The sequence below is a fragment of the Pseudomonas sp. G7(2022) genome (assembly GCF_052660475.1).
Genome location: NZ_CP109659.1, coordinates 5871546 through 5892999, shown reverse-complemented (window position 1 = coordinate 5892999; position 21454 = coordinate 5871546). Strand labels below are relative to the sequence as shown.

The following is a 21454-nucleotide window of genomic DNA, read 5'->3' as shown; positions in this document are numbered from 1 at the left end:
TATCCATCGACCTGAAATAACCAGTCGATTATGGATTCACTGCAACACGTTCAGGTCGGTGAATCTATCGAACATCCCCCAATCGGTCCCCTCTCCCTCCGGGAGAGGGCTAGGGTGAGGGGCAGCTCTTGATCATTACGCTGACCGTAATGATTCAACATCGCGCTTGATTGATGCCCCCACCCGACACTCCTAAGGTAGCTCCACGACAGCGAACCCCGTGGAGTGAGCATGACAACAACAATTTCCCCCGACTCGCGCTGGACGCGGCGGCGCGACGAGAAGCAGCGGCGTCTCGACAAGGTGCGCGGGTTGGCCGACGGTGCGGTGTTGCCCACCGACAAAATCGTCGCGGCACTGGAAGCGCTGATTCTGCCCGGCGACCGTGTGGTGCTGGAGGGCAACAACCAGAAGCAGGCGGATTTCCTTTCCCGTGCGCTGGCCAAGGCCGATCCTGAAAAGCTCCACGACCTGCACATGATCATGCCCAGCGTCGGTCGCTCCGAGCATCTGGACCTGTTCGAACGCGGCATCGCCCGCAAGCTGGATTTCTCCTTCGCCGGCACCCAGAGCCTGCGCATCAGCCAGTTGCTCGAAGACGGCTTGCTCGAAGTCGGCGCGATCCACACCTACATCGAACTCTATGCCCGGCTGGTGGTGGACTTGATCCCCAACGTCGTGCTTTCGGCCGGGTTCATGGCCGACCGTGCCGGCAACATCTACACCGGCCCGAGCACCGAAGACACCCCGGCACTGATCGAACCGGCCGCCTTCAGCGACGGCATCGTCATCGTCCAGGTCAATCAACTGGTGGACGACGTCAGCGAACTGCCCCGGGTGGATATTCCCGCATCGTGGGTCGATTTCGTGGTGGTGGCGGACAAGCCGTTCTACATCGAGCCGCTGTTCACTCGTGACCCTCGGCACATCAAGCCTGTGCACGTGCTGATGGCGATGATGGCGATCCGTGGGATCTACGAAAAACACAACGTGCAGTCGCTGAACCACGGCATCGGTTTCAACACCGCGGCCATTGAACTGATCCTGCCGACCTACGGCGAATCACTCGGCCTCAAAGGCAAGATCTGCCGCAACTGGACGCTCAATCCGCACCCGACCCTGATCCCGGCGATTGAAAGCGGTTGGGTCGAAAGCGTGCATTGCTTCGGCACTGAACTGGGCATGGAAAACTACATCGCCGCCAGGCCCGATGTGTTCTTCACCGGGCGCGACGGCTCGCTGCGTTCCAACCGGATGTTCTGCCAACTGGCCGGGCAATACGCGGTGGACCTGTTCATCGGCGCAACCCTGCAAGTCGATGGCGATGGCCATTCCTCAACCGTCACCCGTGGCCGCCTCGCCGGTTTCGGCGGCGCACCAAACATGGGCCACGACCCGCGAGGACGCCGTCACGGCACCCCGGCCTGGCTCGATATGCGCCATGACGATTCGCAGCAACCGATGCTCGAACGCGGCAAGAAACTCGTGGTGCAGATGGTCGAGACGTTCCAGGAGGGCGGCAAACCGACCTTCGTCGAGACTCTCGACGCGGTGGAGGTGGCGAAGAAGAGCGGCATGCCGCTGGCGCCGATCATGATCTACGGCGACGACGTCACCCACCTGCTCACCGAAGAAGGCATTGCCTACCTGTACAAGGCGCGCTCGCTGGAAGAGCGTCAGGCGATGATCGCTGCGGTCGCTGGCGTCACCGCCATCGGCCTGCGCCACAACCCGAAAGACACCGAACGCATGCGCCGCGAAGGCCTGATCGCCTTGCCCGAAGACCTCGGCATCCGTCGCACCGACGCCACTCGCGAACTGCTCGCGGCGAAGAGCGTGGCCGATCTGGTCGAGTGGTCCGGCGGCCTCTACAACCCGCCCGCCAAGTTCAGGAGCTGGTAATGCACGCACTCAACCTGCAACCGAAAACCATCACCCTCGCGGAACGGCTGGCGGATCTGGCCGTGGACGCGCTGATCGACGAAGCCGACCTGTCGCCGAAACCTGCGCTGGTCGACCGTCGCGGCAATGGTGCGCACACCGATCTGCACCTGGGATTGATGCACGCCTCGGCGCTGGCGTTGTGGCCGGCGTTCAAGGAAATGGCCGAGGCCGCGCTCGAGTTCGGCGAGATCGGCTTGCCGTTGCGCGAAGCCATTGGCCGCATCGGACGGGAAGGCGAGCAAGCGATGCTCGCCACCACCCACGGTGTGAACACCCATCGCGGGGCGATCTGGGCGTTGGGCCTGCTGGTCACGGCTGCTGCGCTGGATACCAAGTCCACCAGCGCTGGCGCCGTCACGCTGTGCGCTGCGCGTCTGGCATTGCTCGACGATCGGTATGCGCCGCGCCCGCTGAGCCATGGCGCTCAAGTCGCCCAGCGCTACGGCGCTCGCGGTGCCCGGGAAGAAGCGCAGCTCGGCTTCCCGTCCGTGGTGCAGCGTGGCCTGCCGCAGCTTAAACGCAGCCGCGCCGCCGGCCATGGCGAACAGAACGCCCGGCTCGATGGCTTGCTGGCGATAATGACCGACCTCGCCGACACCTGCGTGCTGTATCGCGCCGGTGAACAGGGTTTGCACGCCATGCAACACGGCGCCCAGGCAGTGCTCGACGCCGGGGGCAGCGCCAGCCTCACCGGTCGCCGCCGCCTGCACGAACTGGATCAACAACTCATCGCATTGAATGCCTCGCCCGGTGGCGCCGCCGACTTGCTCGCCGCCACGCTGCTGCTCGACCGGGTCGAGCGCGACGGCATCCTTCAGGGAGCGTTTTGATGGAAACCTTATCCTTTGAATTCCCCGCCGGGCAGCCGCCACGTGGTCGGGCGCTGGTCGGTTGTGTCGGCTCGGGCGATCTGGAAGTGCTGATCGAACCGGGCCTGGCCGGCAAGCTGACGATCAACGTCCAGACTTCGGTCAACGGCGCCGAGCAGCGCTGGCAGCATCTGTTTGCGCGGATGTTCGACGGCACCACGCCACCGGCGATGGCCATCGATATCCACGACTTCGGCGCGACCCCAGGCGTGGTGCGCCTGCGCCTGGAGCAAGGCTTCGAGGAGATCGGCCATGACTGACACCTCGGCACTTCTGCACAAACACAGCTTCGTCGAACTCGGCGCACGGCAGCGGGCGAAAGCCTTGCTCGACACCGGCACCTTGCGCGAATTGCTCGACCCGTTTCAACGCGTCATGTCGCCGTGGCTCGAACGTCAGGGCGTGGTGCCCCAGGCCGATGACGGTGTGGTGATCGCCAAGGGCAGCCTCGACGGTTTGCCGGTGGTGATCGCGGCCATCGAAGGCGCGTTTCAGGGCGGCAGCCTCGGTGAAGTCGGTGGCGCAAAAATCGCCGGCGCGCTGGAACTGGCCGCCGAAGACAACCGCAAAGGCATCCCGACCCGCGCCATCCTGCTGCTGGAAACCGGTGGCGTGCGCTTGCAGGAAGCCAACCTCGGGCTGGCGGCGATTGCCGACATTCACGCGGCGATTGTCGATCTGCAGCAATACCAACCGGTGGTCGGCGTGGTGGCCGGCAGCGTCGGTTGTTTTGGCGGGATGTCGATTGCCGCCGCCCTGTGCAGCTACTTGCTGGTGACCCAGGAAGCACGCCTCGGCCTGAACGGCCCGCAGGTGATCGAGCAGGAAGCCGGGATCGAGGAATACGACTCCCGCGACCGGCCTTTCATCTGGAGCCTGACCGGCGGTGAGCAACGTTTCGTCAGTGGTCTGGTGGATCGTTATGTCGCCGATGACGTGGCGCAGATTCGCCAGCAGGTCAGTGAATTGCTGCAACAGGGTCTGCCGTCACAACCGCGCAGCCAGCGGGCCGAGTGGTTCCTGCAGCGCCTGGCGAGCCTGGACACTGACAAGCAAATCGAGCCTTCGGTGGTTCGCGATCTGTATCAAGGAGAGCGCTCATGAGTGGTTATTCCGTGCGCGGTTTGAACTGGTTCAACGCCTTGAGCGCTGGTGCGGATGCCGTTGAAGGTTTGCCGCCATCGCTGAAGGTCGCTGACGGCCCACTTGGGCGCTTTATTGCGGTGGTCGCCGATCCGCAAAACCGTTTCCCACGCGCTCGCAACGGCGAAGTCGGTTTGCTCGAAGGCTGGGGGCTGGCCAAGGCGGTGGATGACGCGATCACCGCCGACCGCGACAAGACGCAAAAACGTGCCTTGATCGCCATCGTCGATGTGCCGAGCCAGGCTTACGGTCGCCGCGAAGAAGCCCTCGGCATTCACCAGGCCCTGGCCGGTGCGGCGGATGCTTATGCCCGCGCGCGTCTGGCCGGGCATCCGGTGATTGCGTTGCTGGTGGGCAAGGCCATGTCCGGGGCGTTTCTGGCCCACGGTTATCAGGCCAACCGCTTGATCGCCCTGCGTGATCCGGGGGTGATGGTGCACGCGATGGGCAAGGCGTCGGCAGCGCGGGTGACCTTGCGCAGCGTCGAAGAACTGGAAGCCCTGGCGTCCAGCGTGCCGCCGATGGCCTATGACATCGACAGCTATGCCAGCCTCGGATTGCTCTGGGAAACCCTGTCGGTGCAGCAGATCGAACAGCCGACGGCGGAGGATCTGGCGCGAGTCGGCGAATGCCTGAAGCAAGCCATCGGTGATGTTGGCACGACGGATTTGAGCAATCGTCTCGGCGCGAAAAATCGCGAAGCCTCCAGTCGTGTACGTGAACTGCTGAGGGCGCAGTGGTGAACACGCCTCTGGCCCACGACCTGCTGTGGGGCATGACGCCGGCACAGTTGCCAGCGGATGCGCCGCCGTGGGCGATTGATTCGCTGGCTGCCGGGCAACCGGTGGTGGTGCGGCGGGCGTTGAGTGAAGACGGATTCGTGGCGGTGGGCGTGCGCGGAGTGTTGCGCGAGCAGCGGTTGGCGGCGTTCATGGCGATCGACTCGATTGCCTGTCGGGTCAGTCCTGAAGCGCTTTGTGATGTTGAGAGCGAGCGCGATCTGCCGGTCATGCAGGCGCTGCGGCAGCTGCGGCCGGTGCTCGATGATTGCGGTTGGATCTGGGGCGTCAGTGGCAGTGTCGGGTTTGAACTGGCGAGTGGTTTTGCAGCCATGCACCAGGCCAGTGATCTCGATCTGATCCTGCGTACACCGCAACTCATCACCCGCAATCAGGCACGCAAACTGGTCGCGGTTTTCGATCAGGCGATCTGCCGGGTCGACCTGCAATTGCAGACACCGTTCGGCGCGGTGGCCCTGCGCGAGTGGGCCGGGAACGCTTCGCGGGTGCTGCTGAAAAACGCCCATGAAGCCTGTCTGGTCAGCGACCCATGGAACCCGCAGGAGCAGGCAGCGTGAGCAGTCTGCTGGTGTTTCCCGGCCAGGGCGCGCAGCAGCCCGGCATGCTCCAGCGTTTGCCTCGGGAAACGCTGATCGAGGCCCGCGATAGCCTCGGTGAAGATGTCTTGCGGCTGGATTCCAGCGAAGCCTTGCGCAGCACTCGGGCGGTTCAGCTCTGTCTGCTGATCGCCGGGGTCGCAGCCTCGCGGCAATTGTTACAGGACGGACTCACAGCGGATTACGTCGCCGGCCTGTCCATCGGTGCGTATCCGGCAGCGGTGGTCGCCGGAGCGTTGAGCTTCAGCGATGCGTTGCATCTGGTCAGCCTGCGCGGCGAGTTGATGCAGCAGGCTTATCCACAGGGCTTCGGCATGACCGCGATCATCGGCCTGCAATTATCTACAGTCGAAGATTTGCTGGCTCAGGTGCACGGTGCAGATTCGCCGGTTTATCTGGCCAATATCAACGCCGATAACCAGGTGGTGATTGCCGGCAGCGACAAGGCGATGCAAGCGGTCGCCGAGCTGGCGCGCAGTCGTGGCGCCGGTCTGGCAAAGCGTCTGGCGGTCAGCGTGCCGTCGCACTGCCCGTTGCTGGATGAACCCGCGCAAACCCTCGCCGAGGCGTTCGCCAAAGTGGCACTGAAAACACCGAAAATCGCTTACCTGAGCGGCAGCCGCGCAAGGCCTGTGACCCAGGTTGAAGCGCTGCGCGACGATCTCGCCTTCAACATGTGCCGCGTGGTGGACTGGCGCGGCACCGTGCAAAGCGCTTACGAGCGCGGCGTACGTCTACAGATCGAACTGCCGCCCGGTGCGGTGCTGACCGGGCTGGCGCGCCGGGTGTTCGAACAGGGGACCGTCACTGCCTTCGACAGTGCCCGGCTCGACACCTTGCAGGCGCTGTTGCGTGAAGAGGAGGGCCGACGACCCTAAATCACCGACTCAGGCTTCGAACAACAAAAACAATTCGACGATGCACTTTGAGGACTACAACAATGATTATTTACGGTGTGGCGCTGCTGGCGATCTGTACGCTGGCAGGGGTGATCATGGGTGACCTGCTCGGCGTACTGCTGGGGGTCAAATCCAACGTCGGCGGGGTCGGCATCGCCATGATCCTGTTGATCTGCGCGCGGTTGTGGATGCAGAAACGCGGCGGCATGACCAAGGATTGCGAGATGGGCGTCGGCTTCTGGGGCGCCATGTACATTCCGGTGGTAGTGGCGATGGCCGCGCAGCAGAACGTCGTCACCGCCCTGCACGGCGGCCCGGTGGCGGTGTTGGCGGCGATTGGTTCGGTGGTGGTCTGTGGCTGCACGATTGCCCTGATCAGCCGCACCCACAAGGGCGAGCCCTTGCCCGACGAGCCGGCGGAAATTTCCCCGGTCGGCACACCGGTAGGAGGTCGCTGACATGTGGGATCTCATTGAAAAAGGTCTGGAACACAACGGTCTGATCACCGCCTTCGCCTTCGTCGGCGTGATCATGTGGGTCTCGGTGATCCTCTCCAAACGCCTGACGTTCGGGCGGATTCACGGCTCGGCGATTGCCATTGTCATCGGTCTGGTGCTGGCCTGGGTCGGCGGGACGATGACGGGCGGGCAGAAGGGCCTGGCGGACCTGACGCTGTTCTCCGGCATCGGCCTGATGGGCGGCGCGATGCTGCGGGATTTCGCCATCGTTGCCACGGCGTTTGAAGTGCAGGCGACCGAGGCGAAGAAGGCCGGGATGATCGGGGTGATTGCGCTGCTGCTGGGCACGATTCTGCCGTTCATTGTCGGCGCGTGCATGGCTTACGCGTTCGGTTATCGCGATGCGGTGAGCATGACCACCATCGGCGCGGGGGCGGTGACTTACATCGTCGGGCCGGTGACCGGTGCGGCGATTGGCGCGACTTCGGATGTGATGGCGCTGTCGATTGCCACCGGGTTGATCAAGGCGATTCTGGTGATGGTCGGCACCCCGGTGGCGGCGCGCTGGATGGGGCTGGATAACCCGCGCTCGGCGATGGTGTTTGGCGGGCTGGCCGGGACGGTGAGTGGTGTGACGGCGGGGCTGGCGGCGACGGATCGGCGGTTGGTGCCTTATGGGGCGTTGACCGCGACCTTCCACACTGGGCTTGGCTGCCTGCTTGGGCCTTCGCTGCTGTTCTTCATTGTTCGCGGGATTGTGGGCTGAACGTCAAAAGCCCCTCATCGGAACGCCGCCCGCCTAACCCTCTCCCAGAGGGAGAGGGGACTGACCGAGTTGTTTATGCGCTATACATCGACCTGAAATTCCTGAGTCGAACTCAGATTTTGAAAGATCCCCCGATCTGCTCCCTTTCCCCTCGCCCCCTTGGGGGAGAGGGCTGGGGTGAGGGGGAAGGTTCTCAAGTTCAACACGAGAATCTGATCCTTAAAGATGGCTCCCAGCCGCATCCCGATTCGCATACATCCGACACTCCGCCAGCAACGCCAGCAAATTCGGATCCCGCTCCTTGGCCTTCAAAAACACCACACCAATGTGCTGCTGCAACCGGTACTTTTCCTGTAACGGAATCAGCTTCACCCGGTTCTCGTACACCGCCGCAATCCTTCCCGGCAGCAACGCATAACCGACTCCGGAGCTGACCATGCTCAGCAGGGTGAAGATGTCGTTGACTTGCATCGCCACCTTCGGCTCGAACCCTGCCTGTCTGAACACCCGGATGCCGTCCTGATGGGTGGCGAAGCCTTGGGTGAGGGTGATGAAGGTTTCGTCGCGCACCTCCGCCAGATCCACTTCGCTGCGTTGGGCGAAGCGCGAATCGGCCGGGGTGGCGAGGAAGATGTCGTCGGAAAACAGCGGGATCTGCTCGCAGTCCGGGTCGTTGACGGTGTCGTCCAGTGACACCAGGATCGCGTCGACTTCCATGTTTTTCAGCTTGTAGAGCAGGTCGATGTTCGAGCCGAGGATCAGGTCGATGTTGAGTTCGCTGCGGCGGATCTTCAGGCCCATGATCAGCTGCGGCACGGTCTTCACCGTGAGCGAATACAGCGAGCCGAGCTTGAAGCGCTCGGCGGAGAATCCGGCGGCTTCGCGGGTCAGGCGCACGCTTTCGACCACGTCCTGAATCAGCTTCTGCGCTCGCTCTTCGAGCACATAAGCGCTTTCCAGCGGTGTCAGGTTGCGGCCTTCGTGCTTGAACAGCGGGCAGCGCAGGGCGCTTTCCAGCGAATGGATCGCACGGTGCACGCTGACGTTGCTGGTCTGCAACTCGGCGGCGGCGCGGGCGAGGTTGCCGGTGCGCATGAAGGCGAGGAACACCTCGAGTTTCTTCAGGGTCAATTCTTCGTCGATCAGCATGGCGCGGACTCTTCTTGGTATCGCTCGATTGTGCCCAAATATCAGGACAGGTGCAGGCCCGCGTTGAACGGAAACATTGCGCTTTTACGCTCAAGGCCCGAGCCTTGCGCGCTGCGGTAATGAAATCGAGGTGTGTGACACATGTATCACGGAGAAAAACTGAACGCCTGGACGCATCTGGTCGGGGCGGTAGCGGCGTTTGTCGGGGGCGTGTGGATGCTGGTGATTGCCAGCCTCGACGGCAGCCCGTGGAAGATCGTCAGCGTGGCGATTTACGCCTTCACTTTGCTGGTGCTCTACAGCGCATCCACCGTGTACCACAGCGTGCGCGGTCGCAAGAAAGCGATCATGAAGAAGGTCGATCACTTTTCGATCTACCTGCTGATCGCCGGCAGTTACACGCCGTTCTGCCTGGTGACCCTGCGTGGGCCGTGGGGCTGGACGCTGTTCGGGATTGTCTGGGGCCTGGCGCTGATAGGCATCCTGCAAGAAATCAAGCCGCGCTCGGAGGCGCGGATCCTGTCGATCGTGATCTACGCGGTGATGGGCTGGATCGTGCTGGTGGCGGTCAAGCCGCTGATCGTCGCGCTGGGGACGGCGGGGTTTGCCTGGCTGGCGTCGGGCGGCGTGTTGTACACCGTGGGGATCATCTTTTTTGCCCTTGATCACCGGTTGCGGCATGCCCACGGGATCTGGCATCTGTTTGTGATCGCCGGGAGCCTGCTGCACTTTGTGGCGATTCTGTTTTACGTCCTTTAAATGCCCATCAGGCGGCCGAGTTGTTCGCCGGCGCGCTGACTGAAAATCTCCAGCAAATCATTCAGCGTATGGGGTGATGGTTCGGTGGCGCGGGTCACGGCGTACAGCGTGATCGGCAAGGGCGGCGCCAACGGGCGGATTACGGTGCTGGTCGGCGAAGCCCCCAGCGCGGTGAACGGATCGATCACCGCCACCCCGGCGCCGGACTCCACCATCGCACGCGCCAGCGAATACGTCTGTACCGCAATCCGCACCCGGGGTGGCGGCTCGACCGCCTCCAGATAACTGTCGAGCCGCGCGGCCAGCGGATCGGCGCTGGACAGCCCGATCAGCGGCGCCCCGGCCAGTGCCATCAGCGGCAACGGCTGGCCGGCATCTTCCTCCGGCCAATAACCCTTCGGCGCTAGCGCCACCAGAACCCCCGAGGCCAGCGCTTCGGCCTTTAGCCCCGGATGGTCCGGCAACTGCAACGTCAGGGCCACATCCACTTCGCGCATCAGCAGGTTCTGCATCAGCTCGCGGCTGTGGGCGCTCGACAGTTCGCAGGCGATGTCCGGGAATTGCGCCGTCCATTGCCGGATCGCCGGCGGCAGTAACGACAGCGCCAGCGCCGGAGTCGCGCCGATCCGCAGGCTGTGGCCGGGCTCGCGGCGCAGGCTCTGGGCCAGACGCCGCACGCCTTGCAGGCTTTCCGTGACCTTGTCGACTTCGCGCTCCAGCTCCAGCGCTTCGGGGGTTGCCTGCAACTTGCCGCGCACCCGCAAAAACAGAGGGAAACCCAGCTGCTGCTCGGCGTGCTGCAACACCTTGGTCACCGCCGGTTGCGAGACGTGCAGCAACTGCGCAGCGGCGCTGATCGAGCCGGTCTGGCGAATGGCCTGGAAAATCTCGATATGACGAAGGCGCATGACGATCCCATAACCTTTGTTTATAGGTTTGGCATCTTTATTCATTGTTCGGCGCCTGTCACCTCACCCTAACCTCGGCCTCGTCTTCAAGAACGATTAAGGACGGACATGGCTCAGCGTGTGTGCATCATCGGCGGCGGCGTGATCGGGTTGGCAACGGCCTGGGCGCTGGTGCGCGACGGCTTCGAGGTGACGGTGGTCGAGGCGCGGCAGTCGCCGGGCAGCGAAACCAGTTTCGCCAACGGCGGCCAGTTGTCCTATCGCTACGTTGCGCCGCTGGCCGACGCCGGCGTGCCGTTGCAGGCAATCGGCTGGATGCTGCGCGGCGACTCACCGCTGAAACTTCGCCCGCGCCTGGACCCGGCGCAGTGGCGCTGGATGGCCTCGTTTCTCGCTGCGTGCCGCACTTCGGTCAACCGTGAAAACGCCGCGCATTTGTTGCGTCTGGCGCTGTTCAGCCAGCGCACGCTGAAACGCTGGCGCGAGGACGACGGACTCGCCGGCTTCAACTGGCGGCGCAACGGCAAACTGGTGAGCTTCCGCCATGCCGCCAGCTTCGACCATGCGCGCAAGGGGCTCGCCGATCCGCAGCAACAGCAGGTGTTGTCCGCCGCCGAATGTGCGCAACTGGAACCGGCACTGACCGATGCGCCGTTTGTGGGCGCGATCTACACGCCGGATGAAGAAGTCGGCGACTGTCACGGTTTCTGCCAACAGCTGGCGGCGCGATTGAAGGCGTCGGGCCGCTGCGCGTTTCGTTTCGGTCAGGCAGTGACCGCTATCCGCCACAGTCACGGCGCCGTCACGGCCATTGAACTTGGCGAAGAAACCCTGCCGGTCGAACAACTGGTAATCGCCGCCGGCCATCGCAGCCCGTTGCTGGCGCTGCCCGGCCTGAATCTGCCGCTGTATCCCCTGAAGGGCTACAGCCTGACCGTGCCGATCGGCAGCGAGCATCGAGCGCCGGACGTGAGTATCACCGACTACGACCGCAAGATCGTCTACGCCCGTATCGGCGAACAACTGCGCGTGGCGGCGATGGTCGACATCGTCGGTTTTGACCCGGCGGTGGACCCCCAGCGGCTGGCGCTGATCAAGCGTCAGGCCCGCGACACCTTTCCCGACGCCGGCGACTACGACGCGGCCGTGGAGTGGGCCGGCATGCGCCCGGCCACCCCCACCGGCGTTCCGCTGCTGGGCGCCACGGCGTATCGCAATCTGTGGCTCAACCTCGGCCACGGCGCGCTCGGTTTCACCCTGGCCTGCGGCAGCGGGCAGTTGCTCAGTGAACTGATCGGCCAGCAGCGCACATCCATTGATCTGCACGGGTTCAATCCCCGTGCGGCGTGACGGTTTCTGCTAAAACACCCCACCCACAACGGAGAATAACAATGCAAAAAATCACGTTGCTCGGCTGCACTCTGGCGCTGGTTTTCGGTGCTCAGGCCCAGGCCAGTGAAGTGCCGCTGACCGGTACGCTCGGCAAGATCGCCAGCGCCAACAGCATCACCCTGGGGTATCGCGATGCGTCGGTGCCTTTCTCGTATGTGGGCGATCACACCGGGCAGCCGATGGGCTATTCAGTGGAGCTGGCGGACAAGATCGTCGAGCGCATCAGGCAGCAACTGGCGTTGCCGGAGCTGAAGGTGAAGTACAACCTGGTGACCTCGCAGACGCGGATTCCGCTGGTGCAGAACGGCACGGTCGACCTCGAATGCGGCTCCACCGGGGTGACGGCCGAGCGGCAGAAGCAGGTCGCGTTCTCCTACGGTTTCATCTACGTCAAAGGTCAGCTGCTGACCGCCAAAGACAGCGGCATCAACCGCTTCGACGATCTGCGCGGCAAGAACGTGGTGACGACCGCCGGCACCACCAACGAGCGTTATCTGAAGAGCTACAACCTCGACCACAAACTGAACATGTTCGTGATCAGCGCCAAGGATCACGGCGAGGCGTTCCAGATGCTGCAATCAGGCCGTGCGGCAGCGTTCTATATGGACGATGCACTGCTTTACGGCGAGCGGGCCAAAGCGCGCGATCCGCACAACTGGGTCGTGGTGGGGGAGGAGCAATCCCGGGAAATCTACAGCTGCATGGTGCGCAAGGATGATCCGCAGTTCCTCGCGCTGGTCAACGGTGTGCTGGCTGACCTGTACAGCTCAGGGGAGATCAACGGGATCTACCGCAAGTGGTTCGAACAGCCGATCCCGCCGAAGGGCCTGAACCTTGAGTTCCCGATGACCAGCGAACTCAAGGCAATCATCGCCAGACCGATCAGTGATCCGGTGCAGTAACGGGTTAGAAATCACCCCATAGTTGCTGAGCCACTGCCAGCGCCACAACCGGCGCCGTCTCGGTGCGCAGCACGCGCGGGCCGAGGCGGGCGGCGTGGTAGCCGTTGCCCTTGGCCTGCTCGACTTCGGCGTCGGACAAGCCGCCTTCCGGTCCGATCAGGAACGCCAGGGTCGATGGTTTGACGTGGCTGACCAGCGGTTCGGCCACCGGGTGCAGCACCAGTTTCAGTTCGGCTTCGGTCTGCTTCAGCCAGTCGGCCAGCAGCACCGGTGGATGAATCACCGGCACTCGCGAGCGACCGCATTGCTCGCAAGCGCTGATCGCCACCTGGCGCCAGTGCAGCAGGCGTTTGTCGGCGCGTTCGTCCTTGAGCCGGACTTCGCAGCGTTCGCTGAAGATCGGGGTGATTTCAGTCACGCCCAGTTCGGTGGCTTTCTGGATCGCCCAGTCCATCCGCTCGCCCCGGGACAGGCCCTGGCCGAGGTGGATGCGCAGCGGTGATTCGACTTGACCTGCGAACTGCTCGTCGATCTGCACCACCACGCGTTTCTTGCCGACTTCCACCAGGGAACCGCGAAACTCATGGCCGGAGCCGTCGAACAACTGCACCGCATCGCCCTCGGCCATGCGCAGCACGCGGCTGATGTAATGCGCCTGGGCTTCCGGCAATTCGTGTTCGCCGGTGCTCAGCGGGGCGTCGATAAAGAAGCGGGACAGTCTCATTCGGAGTCTCTGGAAAGATGTGAATCAGTTAAAACGGTGTCGACTTCATTCGCGAGCAAGCCCGCTTCCACAGGGAAATGCATTCCAAATGTGGGAGCGGGCTTGCTCGCGAAAGCGGAAGTCCAGGCACCACAGATCTTGAATAATCTGGATCAGCCCGGATCGCGAAAACCCGGATGAAAATCCTTCGGCACTGCCACGCTGACGCTGTCTCGGGTGGCGATGTCGATGCCTTCGCTGGCGACTTCGGCGAGGAAGTCGATCTGCTCCGGGGTGATCACGTAGGGCGGCAGGAAATACACCACGCTGCCCAGTGGACGCAGCAACGCGCCACGCTCCAGGGCATGCTGGAACACTTTCAGGCCGCGACGTTCCTGCCACGGATAAGCCTCTTTCGTGGCCTTGTCCTTGACCATCTCGATCGCCAGCACCATGCCGGTCTGACGGACTTCCGAAACATTCGGATGATCCACCAGATGCGCCGTCGCCGACGCCATGCGTTGAGCCAGCGCCCGGTTGTTTTCGATCACGTTGTCCTGCTCGAAAATATCTAGGGTCGCCAGGGCCGCTGCACAGGCCAATGGGTTGCCGGTGTAGCTGTGCGAGTGCAGGAAGGCGCGCAGGGTCGGGTAATCGTCGTAGAACGCGCTGTACACCTCGTCGGTGGTCAGGCACGCGGCCAACGGCAGATAGCCGCCGGTCAGGGCTTTCGACAGGCACAGGAAGTCCGGACGGATGCCGGCCTGTTCGCAGGCGAACATCGTCCCGGTGCGGCCGAAACCGACGGCGATTTCGTCGTGGATCAGGTGCACGCCGTAACGGTCGCAGGCTTCGCGCAACAGCTTGAGGTACACCGGGTGATACATGCGCATGCCACCCGCGCCCTGAATCAGCGGCTCGACGATCACCGCGGCGACGCTGTCATGATTTTCCGCCAGCGTCTGCTCCATGGCCGCGAACATATTGCGCGAATGCTCTTCCCAGCTCATGCCCTGCGGGCGAAGGTAGCAATCCGGGCTCGGCACCTTGATGGTGTCCATCAGCAGCGCTTTGTAGGTTTCGGTGAACAACGGCACATCACCGACCGCCATCGCCGCCATGGTTTCGCCGTGGTAGCTGTTGGTCAGGGTGACGAAGCGCTTCTTGTTCGGCTGGCCGCGGTTGAGCCAGTAGTGAAAGCTCATTTTCAGCGCGACTTCGATGCAGGACGAACCGTTATCGGCGTAGAACACCCGGTTCAAGCCTTCCGGCGTCATCTTCACCAGCCGCTCGGACAGTTCGATCACCGGCTGATGGCTGAAACCGGCCAGAATCACGTGTTCCAGCTGATCGACCTGATCCTTGATGCGCTGGTTGATGCGCGGGTTGGCGTGGCCGAACACGTTGACCCACCAGGAGCTGACCGCATCCAGATAACGCTTGCCTTCGAAGTCTTCCAGCCAGACGCCTTCACCGCGCTTGATCGGGATCAGCGGCAGCTGTTCGTGGTCTTTCATCTGGGTGCAGGGATGCCACAGCACCGCGAGATCGCGTTGCATCCACTGGTTGTTCAGGCCCATGTTCAGTCTCCTCGAGGCGGCTCGCGTCAGGCGCGGGCAAACAATCGCGCAAGCCTATGCAATGCGTCGCGCCGGAACAACCCATTGTGTCGATTGAGCTACTTTGTATGGGCCGATAGACGTCGCTGGCGGCGTTTTGATGGCTGACGTATTCTTCGCGGTTCTTTGGGTCGACTGACCCGCAAAACTGCTTTTTCCTACGTGTTTTTCCGGAGTTCGCTGAATGTCTGTCGGTTGGCTGCGCGCCTGTGCGCTTGTGGTGTTGGGGCTTTTCAGCGTTACGGCGCTGGCCAAGGAAAAAACCGCGATCGTGATCGGCGGCGGCCTGTCGGGCCTGACCGCGGCTTACGAACTGCAGAACAAGGGCTGGCAGGTCACGTTGCTGGAAGCCAAGCCGAGCCTGGGCGGTCGCTCGGGCATGGCCACCAGCGAGTGGATCGGCAACGACAAGGCGCAGCCGGTGCTGAACAAGTACGTCTCGACTTTCAAGCTGAGCACCACGCCGGCCCCTGAATTCGTGCGTACCCCGGGTTACCTGATCGATGGCGAGTATTTCTCTGCCGCCGATCTGGCCACCAAGCAACCGGCTACCGCGCAGGCGTTGAAAACCTTCGAGAAAACCCGTGACGATCTGGCGCGCTCGATCGACGATCCGCAGAACCCGGCGGCGACCAACACGTTGCACGCACTGGACCAGATCAACGTGTCGAGCTGGCTCGACAAGCAGAACCTGCCTGCCACTGCGCGTCAGCTGATCAACCAGGATATCCGCACCCATTACGACGAACCTTCGCGTCTGTCGCTGCTGTACTACGCACAGCAAAGCCGTGTTTATCGCGGCGTGTCCGACCGTGACATGCGCGCTTCGCGTCTGGTGGGTGGCAGCCCGGTGCTGGCCCAGGCCTTCGTCAAGCAACTGAAAACCATCAAGACCAGTTCGCCGGTGTCCGCGATTGTCCAGGACAAGGACGGCGTGACCGTCAAGGTCGGCAGCGTGGGCTATCAGGCAGACTACGTCGTACTGGCGGTGCCATTGCGTGCCCTCGACAAGATTCAGCTGACCCCGGCCCTGGATGCACAGCACCTGGCCGCGATCAAAGGCACCAACTACGGCTGGCGTGACCAGATCATGCTGAAGTTCAAGACGCCAGTGTGGGAAAGCAAGGCGCGGATGTCCGGCGAGATCTACAGCAACACCGGTCTGGGCATGCTGTGGATCGAGCCGGCCCTGAAGGGCGGCGCGAACGTGGTGATCAACCTGTCCGGCGACAATGCCCGGGTGATGCAGGCGTTCGGCGACAAGCAGATGGTCGATCAGGTGCTGATTCGTCTGCACGCGTTTTATCCACAGGCCCGTGGTGCGTTCACCGGTTATGAAATCCGTCGCTACAGCACCGATCCATCGACTGGTGGTTCGTACCTGGCCTTCGGTCCTGGCCAGATCAGCAAGTACTGGCGCCTGTGGGAGCGTCCGCTGCTGCGCGTAGCGTTTGCTGGCGAGCACACCGACACCCTGTATCCGGGCACCCTGGAAGGCGCGCTGCGCACCGGTCAGCGCGCGGCCAGTCAGGTTGAAGACCTGGCGGCGGGCAAATCCTTCGAACCGATCAAGGTCGGCCCGGCGGCGGCCACTGCAGCAGCGGCGGCAGGCGCAGCGGGTGCGGCCACGGCGGCGAAGAAAGGTAACTTCTTCACCAACCTGTTCGGTGGTTCGGATGACGAGAAGAAACCAGCGCCTGTGAAAGCCCCCGAACCGGTACCTGCTCCAGCCGCTCCAGCGCCTGCACCGACTCCGGCACCTGCGCCAGCCCCGGTTGAAGCGCCGAAGCCAGCGACTCCGGTGAAAACCGAGCCAGCCAAGAAAGCGCCTGCCAAGCCAGCAGCGAAGAAACCTGCGGCCAAGACCGAGGCGAAAAAAGCCCCGGCCAAACCTGCAACGAAAAAGACTGAACCGGCGAAGAAGCCAGCGGCCAAACCGGCGGCGACTCCGGCGACAAGCACCGATACCAAAGCGCAGTAAGGCTTTGCGGTGAATGAAAAAAGCGCGGCTTTCATGCCGCGCTTTTTTATTGCCTGTGAAACAGCAAGCATCCTGTGTTTGCTCGTTCGCCAGCTAATCTCCCGTCACACTTTTCACCTTTAATCTTTCCTTAACTCCCCTGTCCAAGACTCTTGATCGTATTTCTCGATATTTCAAAGCGAAATTTTCCGCTTTAATTCGATAGATAACTCGCTAGTCTTGGTTCGCAGTTCTCACAGGATTTGGGCAATGCAGCTACGTAATTCTTCTTCGCGCTACGGTTGGGTCAGTATCTTCATGCACTGGGGTGTGGCGTTGGCGGTCTTCGGACTGTTCGCGCTCGGTCTGTGGATGGTGGGGCTGGATTACTACAGCACCTGGCGTAAAGAGGCGCCGGATCTGCACAAGAGCATCGGGCTGGTGCTGCTGGCTGTGATGGTGTTGCGGGTGCTGTGGCGTTTTGTCAGCCCACCGCCGCCAACGCTGCAGAGCTACAGCCGCATGACCCGCATCGGCGCAAAGTTTGGCCACGGGTTTCTGTACCTCGCGCTGTTCGCCGTGATGATTGCCGGTTACCTGATTTCCACCGCAGACGGTGTCGGGATTCCGGTGTTTGGCCTGTTTGAAGTTCCTGCACTGGTTTCCGGACTACCGGATCAGGCAGATACCGCCGGGGTGATTCATTTGTACCTGGCGTGGGCGCTGGTAATTTTTTCCGGCCTCCATGCGTTGGCAGCATTGAAGCACCACTTTATCGATCGTGATGCGACCCTCACTCGAATGCTCGGTCGCAAAGCCTGAAGCTCAACCTCGACTCAAAGGAAAAGAAAGCATGTTGAAAAAGACTCTGGCCGCTCTGGCAATCGGTTCTGCCGTGCTGTCCGCCAACGTAATGGCTGCTGACTACACCGTCGACAAGGAAGGCCAGCACGCCTTCGTCGATTTCAAGATCAGCCACCTGGGCTACAGCTACATCACCGGTACCTTCAAGGACATCAGCGGCAAGTTCAGCTTCGATGCTGCCAAGCCTGAAGACAGCAAGATCGAGTTCGACGTGAAGACCGCCAGCGTGTTCACCAACCACGCCGAGCGTGACAAGCACATCTCCAGCAAAGACTTCCTGGACGTGGGCAAATACGCTGACGCCAAGTTCGTCTCCACCAGCGTCAAGTCCACCGGCAAGAACGCCGATGGCAAAGACACTGCCGACGTGACCGGTGACCTGACCCTGCACGGCGTGACCAAGCCGATCGTGGTCAAGGCCACTTTCCTGGGTGAAGGCAAGGATCCATGGGGCGGCTACCGTGCCGGCTTCGAAGGCACTACCAGCATCAAGCGTTCTGATTTCGGCAAGATGATGGACCTGGGTCCACAGTCTGACAAAGTCGACCTGTACATCTCGTTCGAAGGTGTCAAAGCGAAGTAATTTTCGCCAGCCCTACAAAAACGCCCCCGGTCTTGCGACCGGGGGCGTTTTTTATTGCCTTGTTGAAACTCAGCGATTGCGGGTCAGCAAGGCCGGTTTCTCACCGCGTGGGCGGCTTGGCAGTTGATCCAGCTGCTCAGGCGTCGGGAAGCGGTCGGCTTTCGATTCCTTGTGCATGATCTTCGGGCCACTGCTGCGAGGGTTCTGCACGGCAGGCTCGGCACGTTGCTGATCGTCACGGGCCGGGCGGCGGTTGCGCGAGTTTTCGTCGCGACGACCCTGACCGTCACGCGGGGCTCCGTTGCGCGGGCCGGTGCGCTTGCCCGGCGGGGTGCCGGTACTCGAACCGTTGCTGTTGCGCGGGCCGTTCTGACGACCTTGCGACTGACCGCCGCGTGGAGCGCCGGACCCTGTGCCTTGCGCCGGAGCGCCAGGGCGACGGCCACGACCACCGGCAGGTGCCTGCTTCGGCACGTAGTCAACGCGGTTACCGAAGTTATCGATATCGTCGTCGAGGAACTCGTCCGGAGCACGGTCAGCAGCGGCGCGTGGCGGCTGGCTAGGCTGGCGCTGTTCGCGGGCGGGGGTGCCTTCGCGTGGTTTCTGCTGACGGGCTGGACGCTCGCCACGTTCACCGGCCGGTTTTTCCTTGCCCTTGTCCTTCCCTTTGTCCTTGCGACCGCCACCACCGCCACCACCATTCGGGCCGTCGCCACGCGGGCCACGACCGTTACGCGGGTTGCGCATGTCCGGACGCTCGCGTACTTCAGGCTTCTCGGCCTCGATGGTGCTGGCATCGAAGCCCATCAGGTCGCCGTCGGCGATTTTCTGCTTGGTCATGCGTTCGATGCTTTTCAGCAGTTTTTCTTCGTCCGGCGCCACCAGCGAGATCGCCTCACCCGAGCGACCGGCACGGCCGGTACGGCCGATACGGTGCACGTAGTCTTCATCGACGTTCGGCAGTTCGAAGTTGACCACGTGTGGCAACTGGTCGATGTCCAGGCCGCGAGCCGCGATGTCGGTCGCTACCAGAATGCGCACTTCACCGGCCTTGAAGTCGGCCAGGGCTTTGGTGCGGGCGTTCTGGCTCTTGTTGCCGTGGATCGCCACAGCCGGCAGGCCGTGTTTGTCCAGGTACTCGGCCAGACGGTTGGCGCCGTGCTTGGTGCGGGTGAACACCAGCACCTGTTCCCACGCGCCGGCGGTGATCAGGTGAGCCAGCAGCGCACGCTTGTGGCTGGCCGGCAGACGGAAGACGCGTTGTTCGATGCGCTCGACCGTGGTGTTCGGCGGCGTCACTTCGATGCGTTCCGGGTTGTGCAGCAGCTTGCCGGCGAGGTCGGTGATGTCTTTGGAGAAGGTCGCCGAGAACAGCAGGTTCTGGCGCTTGGCCGGCAGACGCGCGAGGACTTTCTTCACGTCATGGACGAAGCCCATGTCGAGCATGCGGTCGGCTTCGTCCAGCACGAGGATTTCAACGTGGGACAGATCGACGCTGCCCTGGCCGCACAGGTCGAGCAGACGACCCGGGCAGGCAACCAGAACGTCCACCCCACGGGACATGGCCTGAACCTGCGGGTTCATGCCGACGCCGCCGAAGATGCAGGCGCTGACGAATTTCAGGTCACGGGCGTAGATCTTGAAGCTGTCGTGTACCTGGGCCGCGAGTTCGCGGGTCGGGGTCAGGACCAGTACGCGCGGCTGGCGCGGGCCGTGGCGCTGGGATTTGTCCGGGTGACCGTTGGGGAACAGCCGCTCCAGGATCGGAAGGGCGAAACCGCCGGTTTTACCGGTACCTGTCTGTGCCGCAACCATCAGGTCGCGACCTTGCAACACGGCGGGAATGGCCCGCTGTTGCACCGGAGTAGGCTCGGTATAGCCCGCGTCTTCGATAGCGCGGACCAAAGCCTCGGAGAGACCGAGGGAAGCAAAGGACATGAGTAATCCTGTTTTAGTTAGGGCTTGGCCCAATGGGAGTCTTGCCTGGCGCGAATGGCGTTTAAGAGGACGCAATCCCGTCCGGTCCTGCTGCGGTACCGAAGGCACGTCCGGAGCGCTCGCGCGGGCTGAAAAGCTGCGCTGTAGCGGGTCGGGAGGCCTGTAACGGTTCCGGGCGTCCGGGCGTGAGCCTGGCGGGAACGCCGGAGTATAACAGAGCAATCACTGCGCGCCGCTTTCCTGCTGCTCAACGGTTTTGCCGCTGGTAGTAGCGCTGCTCAAGGGTTTGCCCGAAACCGGCGCCGCGCCATAGCGCGCGCTCAGTTCGGCATAGGCCGGTTCGCGCTTGAAACGCTTGAGTTCGGCGCCGAAGCGCTGCACCAGCAAATCCATCCCGGCATTGCGCCGCACGGCCAGAAACTGACTCTGGCGACTGATGACCGTGGGGTTCTCGGTGATCTGGTTGCGGATGTTCAATTCGTCGAGCAAGTGCTGCCCCACACGGCGGTCGGTGATCAACAGATCGATGCGCCCGCGCACCAGTTTGCCGAAGTTGGCTTCATGGGTCGGTGCCGGTTCCCGGTTGAACAGGGGCGATTCGCTGAAGTCCGGACTGTACAGATAACCCGGCGAGGTGCCGACGGTCAGACCCTTGAGGTCCTCCAGGGTGCGGAACGGATGCGGCCGCTCGTTGGCGTAGAACATCACGAACTCCACGTCCGACAGGGGTTCGCTGGGATAGAGCAGAGTGGCATCGCGTTCGTCGCTGTGAAAGATGTCCAGCGCACCGTCCGCCTGACCGGTTTCGAGCATTGACAGGCAGCGTTTCCAGGGCAGGAACTGCCACTCGACGTCGATGCCCAGACGCTTGAACACAATGGCAGTGGTTTCGAAGTCCAGGCCGAGCTTCTTGCCGTCGGCTTCGTACACGTACGGCGCCCAGGGTTCGGTGACGATACGCAGCTTCTCACCTCGAGCCGCAAAGCTCAGGCAAGCAAAAACCAGCACGGCGAATAACTGCGTGATCAAAGGCATGACTTGAGATTACGACGAGAAACGCCAAAGAGCCAGAAACCGGCTGCAGAAGCTCTGTTTCGGGCCTTGGAAGCAAAAGATCGCAGTGACGACAATTGCGCATGAGCTGTCGAAACTTGCGATCTTCTGTTGTTGCATGAAGCGTTCAGCTTGAGACGTACAGCGGT

General features: G+C 62.6%; 21 protein-coding genes. 15 read left to right on the top strand and 6 right to left on the bottom strand.

The features are described from left to right. The first annotated feature begins 231 nt into the window (after positions 1-231). The 9 genes from mdcA (at position 232) to madM (ending at position 7475) form a co-directional block, all read left to right on the top strand. The gene (gene mdcA / locus NE357_RS27030; protein ID WP_127800384.1) at positions 232-1902 is read left to right on the top strand and encodes a malonate decarboxylase subunit alpha; all 1671 of its coding nucleotides are present in this window, start codon (positions 232-234) and stop codon (positions 1900-1902) included. After that, positions 1902-2774, top strand: a complete 873-nt coding sequence (locus NE357_RS27025; RefSeq protein ID WP_169432288.1) for a triphosphoribosyl-dephospho-CoA synthase — start codon at positions 1902-1904, stop codon at positions 2772-2774. Before mdcA ends, NE357_RS27025 begins: the two co-directional genes overlap by 1 nt. After that, on the top strand, positions 2774-3073 hold the full coding sequence (locus NE357_RS27020) for a malonate decarboxylase subunit delta (protein ID WP_039767948.1): 300 nt from the start codon (positions 2774-2776) through the stop codon (positions 3071-3073). Before NE357_RS27025 ends, NE357_RS27020 begins: the two co-directional genes overlap by 1 nt. Then, positions 3066-3917, top strand: coding sequence for a biotin-independent malonate decarboxylase subunit beta (locus NE357_RS27015; protein ID WP_169432287.1), 852 nt, complete (start codon positions 3066-3068; stop codon positions 3915-3917). Before NE357_RS27020 ends, NE357_RS27015 begins: the two co-directional genes overlap by 8 nt. After that, entirely contained in the window at positions 3914-4699 is a 786-nt protein-coding gene (mdcE, locus tag NE357_RS27010; protein ID WP_169432286.1) for a biotin-independent malonate decarboxylase subunit gamma, read from the top strand. The genes NE357_RS27015 and mdcE overlap by 4 nt, the downstream gene beginning before the upstream one ends. Next, on the top strand, positions 4693-5313 hold the full coding sequence (locus NE357_RS27005) for a malonate decarboxylase holo-ACP synthase (RefSeq protein ID WP_169432285.1): 621 nt from the start codon (positions 4693-4695) through the stop codon (positions 5311-5313). Before mdcE ends, NE357_RS27005 begins: the two co-directional genes overlap by 7 nt. Further along, positions 5310-6230, top strand: a complete 921-nt coding sequence (gene mdcH, locus NE357_RS27000) for a malonate decarboxylase subunit epsilon (RefSeq protein WP_169432284.1) — start codon at positions 5310-5312, stop codon at positions 6228-6230. The genes NE357_RS27005 and mdcH overlap by 4 nt, the downstream gene beginning before the upstream one ends. A gap of 62 nt (positions 6231-6292) precedes the next feature. Continuing rightward, positions 6293-6709, top strand: a complete 417-nt coding sequence (gene madL / locus NE357_RS26995; RefSeq protein ID WP_007953315.1) for a malonate transporter subunit MadL — start codon at positions 6293-6295, stop codon at positions 6707-6709. A gap of 1 nt (position 6710) precedes the next feature. Further along, positions 6711-7475 carry a malonate transporter subunit MadM gene (gene madM / locus NE357_RS26990; RefSeq protein ID WP_007953314.1) on the top strand — a complete coding sequence of 255 codons (765 nt, stop codon included), beginning with the start codon at positions 6711-6713 and terminating at the stop codon, positions 7473-7475. Positions 7476-7694: 219 nt separating this feature from the next. Here madM and NE357_RS26985 read toward each other — a convergent pair whose 3' ends face one another. Next, complete coding sequence (locus NE357_RS26985; protein ID WP_169432283.1) at positions 7695-8624, bottom strand: LysR family transcriptional regulator; 930 nt, start codon at positions 8622-8624, stop codon at positions 7695-7697. Between the two features lie 141 nt (positions 8625-8765). On the opposite strand from NE357_RS26985, the gene trhA reads away from it, so the two are divergent. Next, positions 8766-9383 (top strand): PAQR family membrane homeostasis protein TrhA, encoded by a 618-nt coding sequence (trhA, locus tag NE357_RS26980; protein WP_169432282.1) that lies wholly within the window; start codon positions 8766-8768, stop codon positions 9381-9383. Here the strand turns inward: trhA and NE357_RS26975 are convergent. After that, positions 9380-10291 (bottom strand): LysR family transcriptional regulator, encoded by a 912-nt coding sequence (locus NE357_RS26975; RefSeq protein WP_169432281.1) that lies wholly within the window; start codon positions 10289-10291, stop codon positions 9380-9382. The two genes, trhA and NE357_RS26975, sit on opposite strands and share 4 nt — an antisense overlap. A gap of 108 nt (positions 10292-10399) precedes the next feature. Between NE357_RS26975 and NE357_RS26970 the strand changes: the two genes are divergently transcribed. Both NE357_RS26970 and NE357_RS26965 read left to right on the top strand, forming a co-directional pair. Continuing rightward, positions 10400-11641 (top strand): D-amino acid dehydrogenase, encoded by a 1242-nt coding sequence (locus NE357_RS26970; RefSeq protein WP_169432280.1) that lies wholly within the window; start codon positions 10400-10402, stop codon positions 11639-11641. Positions 11642-11682: 41 nt separating this feature from the next. Beyond that, positions 11683-12585: a transporter substrate-binding domain-containing protein gene (locus tag NE357_RS26965; RefSeq protein WP_169432279.1), complete on the top strand. Its 903-nt coding sequence runs from the start codon at positions 11683-11685 to the stop codon at positions 12583-12585. 4 nt (positions 12586-12589) lie between these two features. On the opposite strand, the gene NE357_RS26960 is transcribed toward NE357_RS26965, so the two are convergent. Both NE357_RS26960 and NE357_RS26955 read right to left on the bottom strand, forming a co-directional pair. After that, a complete protein-coding gene (locus NE357_RS26960; protein ID WP_169432278.1) occupies positions 12590-13309 on the bottom strand; it encodes a 16S rRNA (uracil(1498)-N(3))-methyltransferase in 720 nt (239 codons plus the stop codon). Between the two features lie 152 nt (positions 13310-13461). Further along, entirely contained in the window at positions 13462-14868 is a 1407-nt protein-coding gene (locus NE357_RS26955; RefSeq protein WP_007953301.1) for an adenosylmethionine--8-amino-7-oxononanoate transaminase, read from the bottom strand. A gap of 223 nt (positions 14869-15091) precedes the next feature. Here NE357_RS26955 and NE357_RS26950 point away from each other — a divergent pair, with 223 nt between their 5' ends. The 3 genes from NE357_RS26950 to NE357_RS26940 all read left to right on the top strand — a co-directional run bounded on the left by NE357_RS26950 (position 15092) and on the right by NE357_RS26940 (position 18314). Then, positions 15092-16888: a flavin monoamine oxidase family protein gene (locus tag NE357_RS26950; protein WP_169432277.1), complete on the top strand. Its 1797-nt coding sequence runs from the start codon at positions 15092-15094 to the stop codon at positions 16886-16888. Between the two features lie 249 nt (positions 16889-17137). Continuing rightward, entirely contained in the window at positions 17138-17689 is a 552-nt protein-coding gene (locus NE357_RS26945; RefSeq protein WP_169432276.1) for a cytochrome b, read from the top strand. Positions 17690-17720: 31 nt separating this feature from the next. Continuing rightward, complete coding sequence (locus NE357_RS26940) at positions 17721-18314, top strand: YceI family protein (protein ID WP_169432275.1); 594 nt, start codon at positions 17721-17723, stop codon at positions 18312-18314. Between the two features lie 69 nt (positions 18315-18383). On the opposite strand, the gene NE357_RS26935 is transcribed toward NE357_RS26940, so the two are convergent. After that, a complete protein-coding gene (locus NE357_RS26935; RefSeq protein ID WP_169432274.1) occupies positions 18384-20252 on the bottom strand; it encodes a DEAD/DEAH box helicase in 1869 nt (622 codons plus the stop codon). 222 nt (positions 20253-20474) lie between these two features. Next, positions 20475-21287: a substrate-binding periplasmic protein gene (locus NE357_RS26930; protein ID WP_169432273.1), complete on the bottom strand. Its 813-nt coding sequence runs from the start codon at positions 21285-21287 to the stop codon at positions 20475-20477. Between the last annotated feature and the right edge of the window lie 167 nt (positions 21288-21454).

Bases quoted from the DNA above. Each gene is read 5' to 3' on its own strand.
- mdcA (WP_127800384.1), top strand. From the start codon at position 232: ATGACAACAACAATTTCCCCCGACTCGCGCTGGACGCGGCGGCGCGAC.
- NE357_RS27025 (WP_169432288.1), top strand. From the start codon at position 1,902: ATGCACGCACTCAACCTGCAACCGAAAACCATCACCCTCGCGGAACGG.
- NE357_RS27020 (WP_039767948.1), top strand. From the start codon at position 2,774: ATGGAAACCTTATCCTTTGAATTCCCCGCCGGGCAGCCGCCACGTGGT.
- NE357_RS27015 (WP_169432287.1), top strand. From the start codon at position 3,066: ATGACTGACACCTCGGCACTTCTGCACAAACACAGCTTCGTCGAACTC.
- mdcE (WP_169432286.1), top strand. From the start codon at position 3,914: ATGAGTGGTTATTCCGTGCGCGGTTTGAACTGGTTCAACGCCTTGAGC.
- madL (WP_007953315.1), top strand. From the start codon at position 6,293: ATGATTATTTACGGTGTGGCGCTGCTGGCGATCTGTACGCTGGCAGGG.
- madM (WP_007953314.1), top strand. From the start codon at position 6,711: ATGTGGGATCTCATTGAAAAAGGTCTGGAACACAACGGTCTGATCACC.
- NE357_RS26985 (WP_169432283.1), bottom strand. From the start codon at position 8,624: ATGCTGATCGACGAAGAATTGACCCTGAAGAAACTCGAGGTGTTCCTC.
- trhA (WP_169432282.1), top strand. From the start codon at position 8,766: ATGTATCACGGAGAAAAACTGAACGCCTGGACGCATCTGGTCGGGGCG.
- NE357_RS26975 (WP_169432281.1), bottom strand. From the start codon at position 10,291: ATGCGCCTTCGTCATATCGAGATTTTCCAGGCCATTCGCCAGACCGGC.
- NE357_RS26970 (WP_169432280.1), top strand. From the start codon at position 10,400: ATGGCTCAGCGTGTGTGCATCATCGGCGGCGGCGTGATCGGGTTGGCA.
- NE357_RS26965 (WP_169432279.1), top strand. From the start codon at position 11,683: ATGCAAAAAATCACGTTGCTCGGCTGCACTCTGGCGCTGGTTTTCGGT.
- NE357_RS26960 (WP_169432278.1), bottom strand. From the start codon at position 13,309: ATGAGACTGTCCCGCTTCTTTATCGACGCCCCGCTGAGCACCGGCGAA.
- NE357_RS26955 (WP_007953301.1), bottom strand. From the start codon at position 14,868: ATGGGCCTGAACAACCAGTGGATGCAACGCGATCTCGCGGTGCTGTGG.
- NE357_RS26950 (WP_169432277.1), top strand. From the start codon at position 15,092: ATGTCTGTCGGTTGGCTGCGCGCCTGTGCGCTTGTGGTGTTGGGGCTT.
- NE357_RS26945 (WP_169432276.1), top strand. From the start codon at position 17,138: ATGCAGCTACGTAATTCTTCTTCGCGCTACGGTTGGGTCAGTATCTTC.
- NE357_RS26940 (WP_169432275.1), top strand. From the start codon at position 17,721: ATGTTGAAAAAGACTCTGGCCGCTCTGGCAATCGGTTCTGCCGTGCTG.
- NE357_RS26935 (WP_169432274.1), bottom strand. From the start codon at position 20,252: ATGTCCTTTGCTTCCCTCGGTCTCTCCGAGGCTTTGGTCCGCGCTATC.
- NE357_RS26930 (WP_169432273.1), bottom strand. From the start codon at position 21,287: ATGCCTTTGATCACGCAGTTATTCGCCGTGCTGGTTTTTGCTTGCCTG.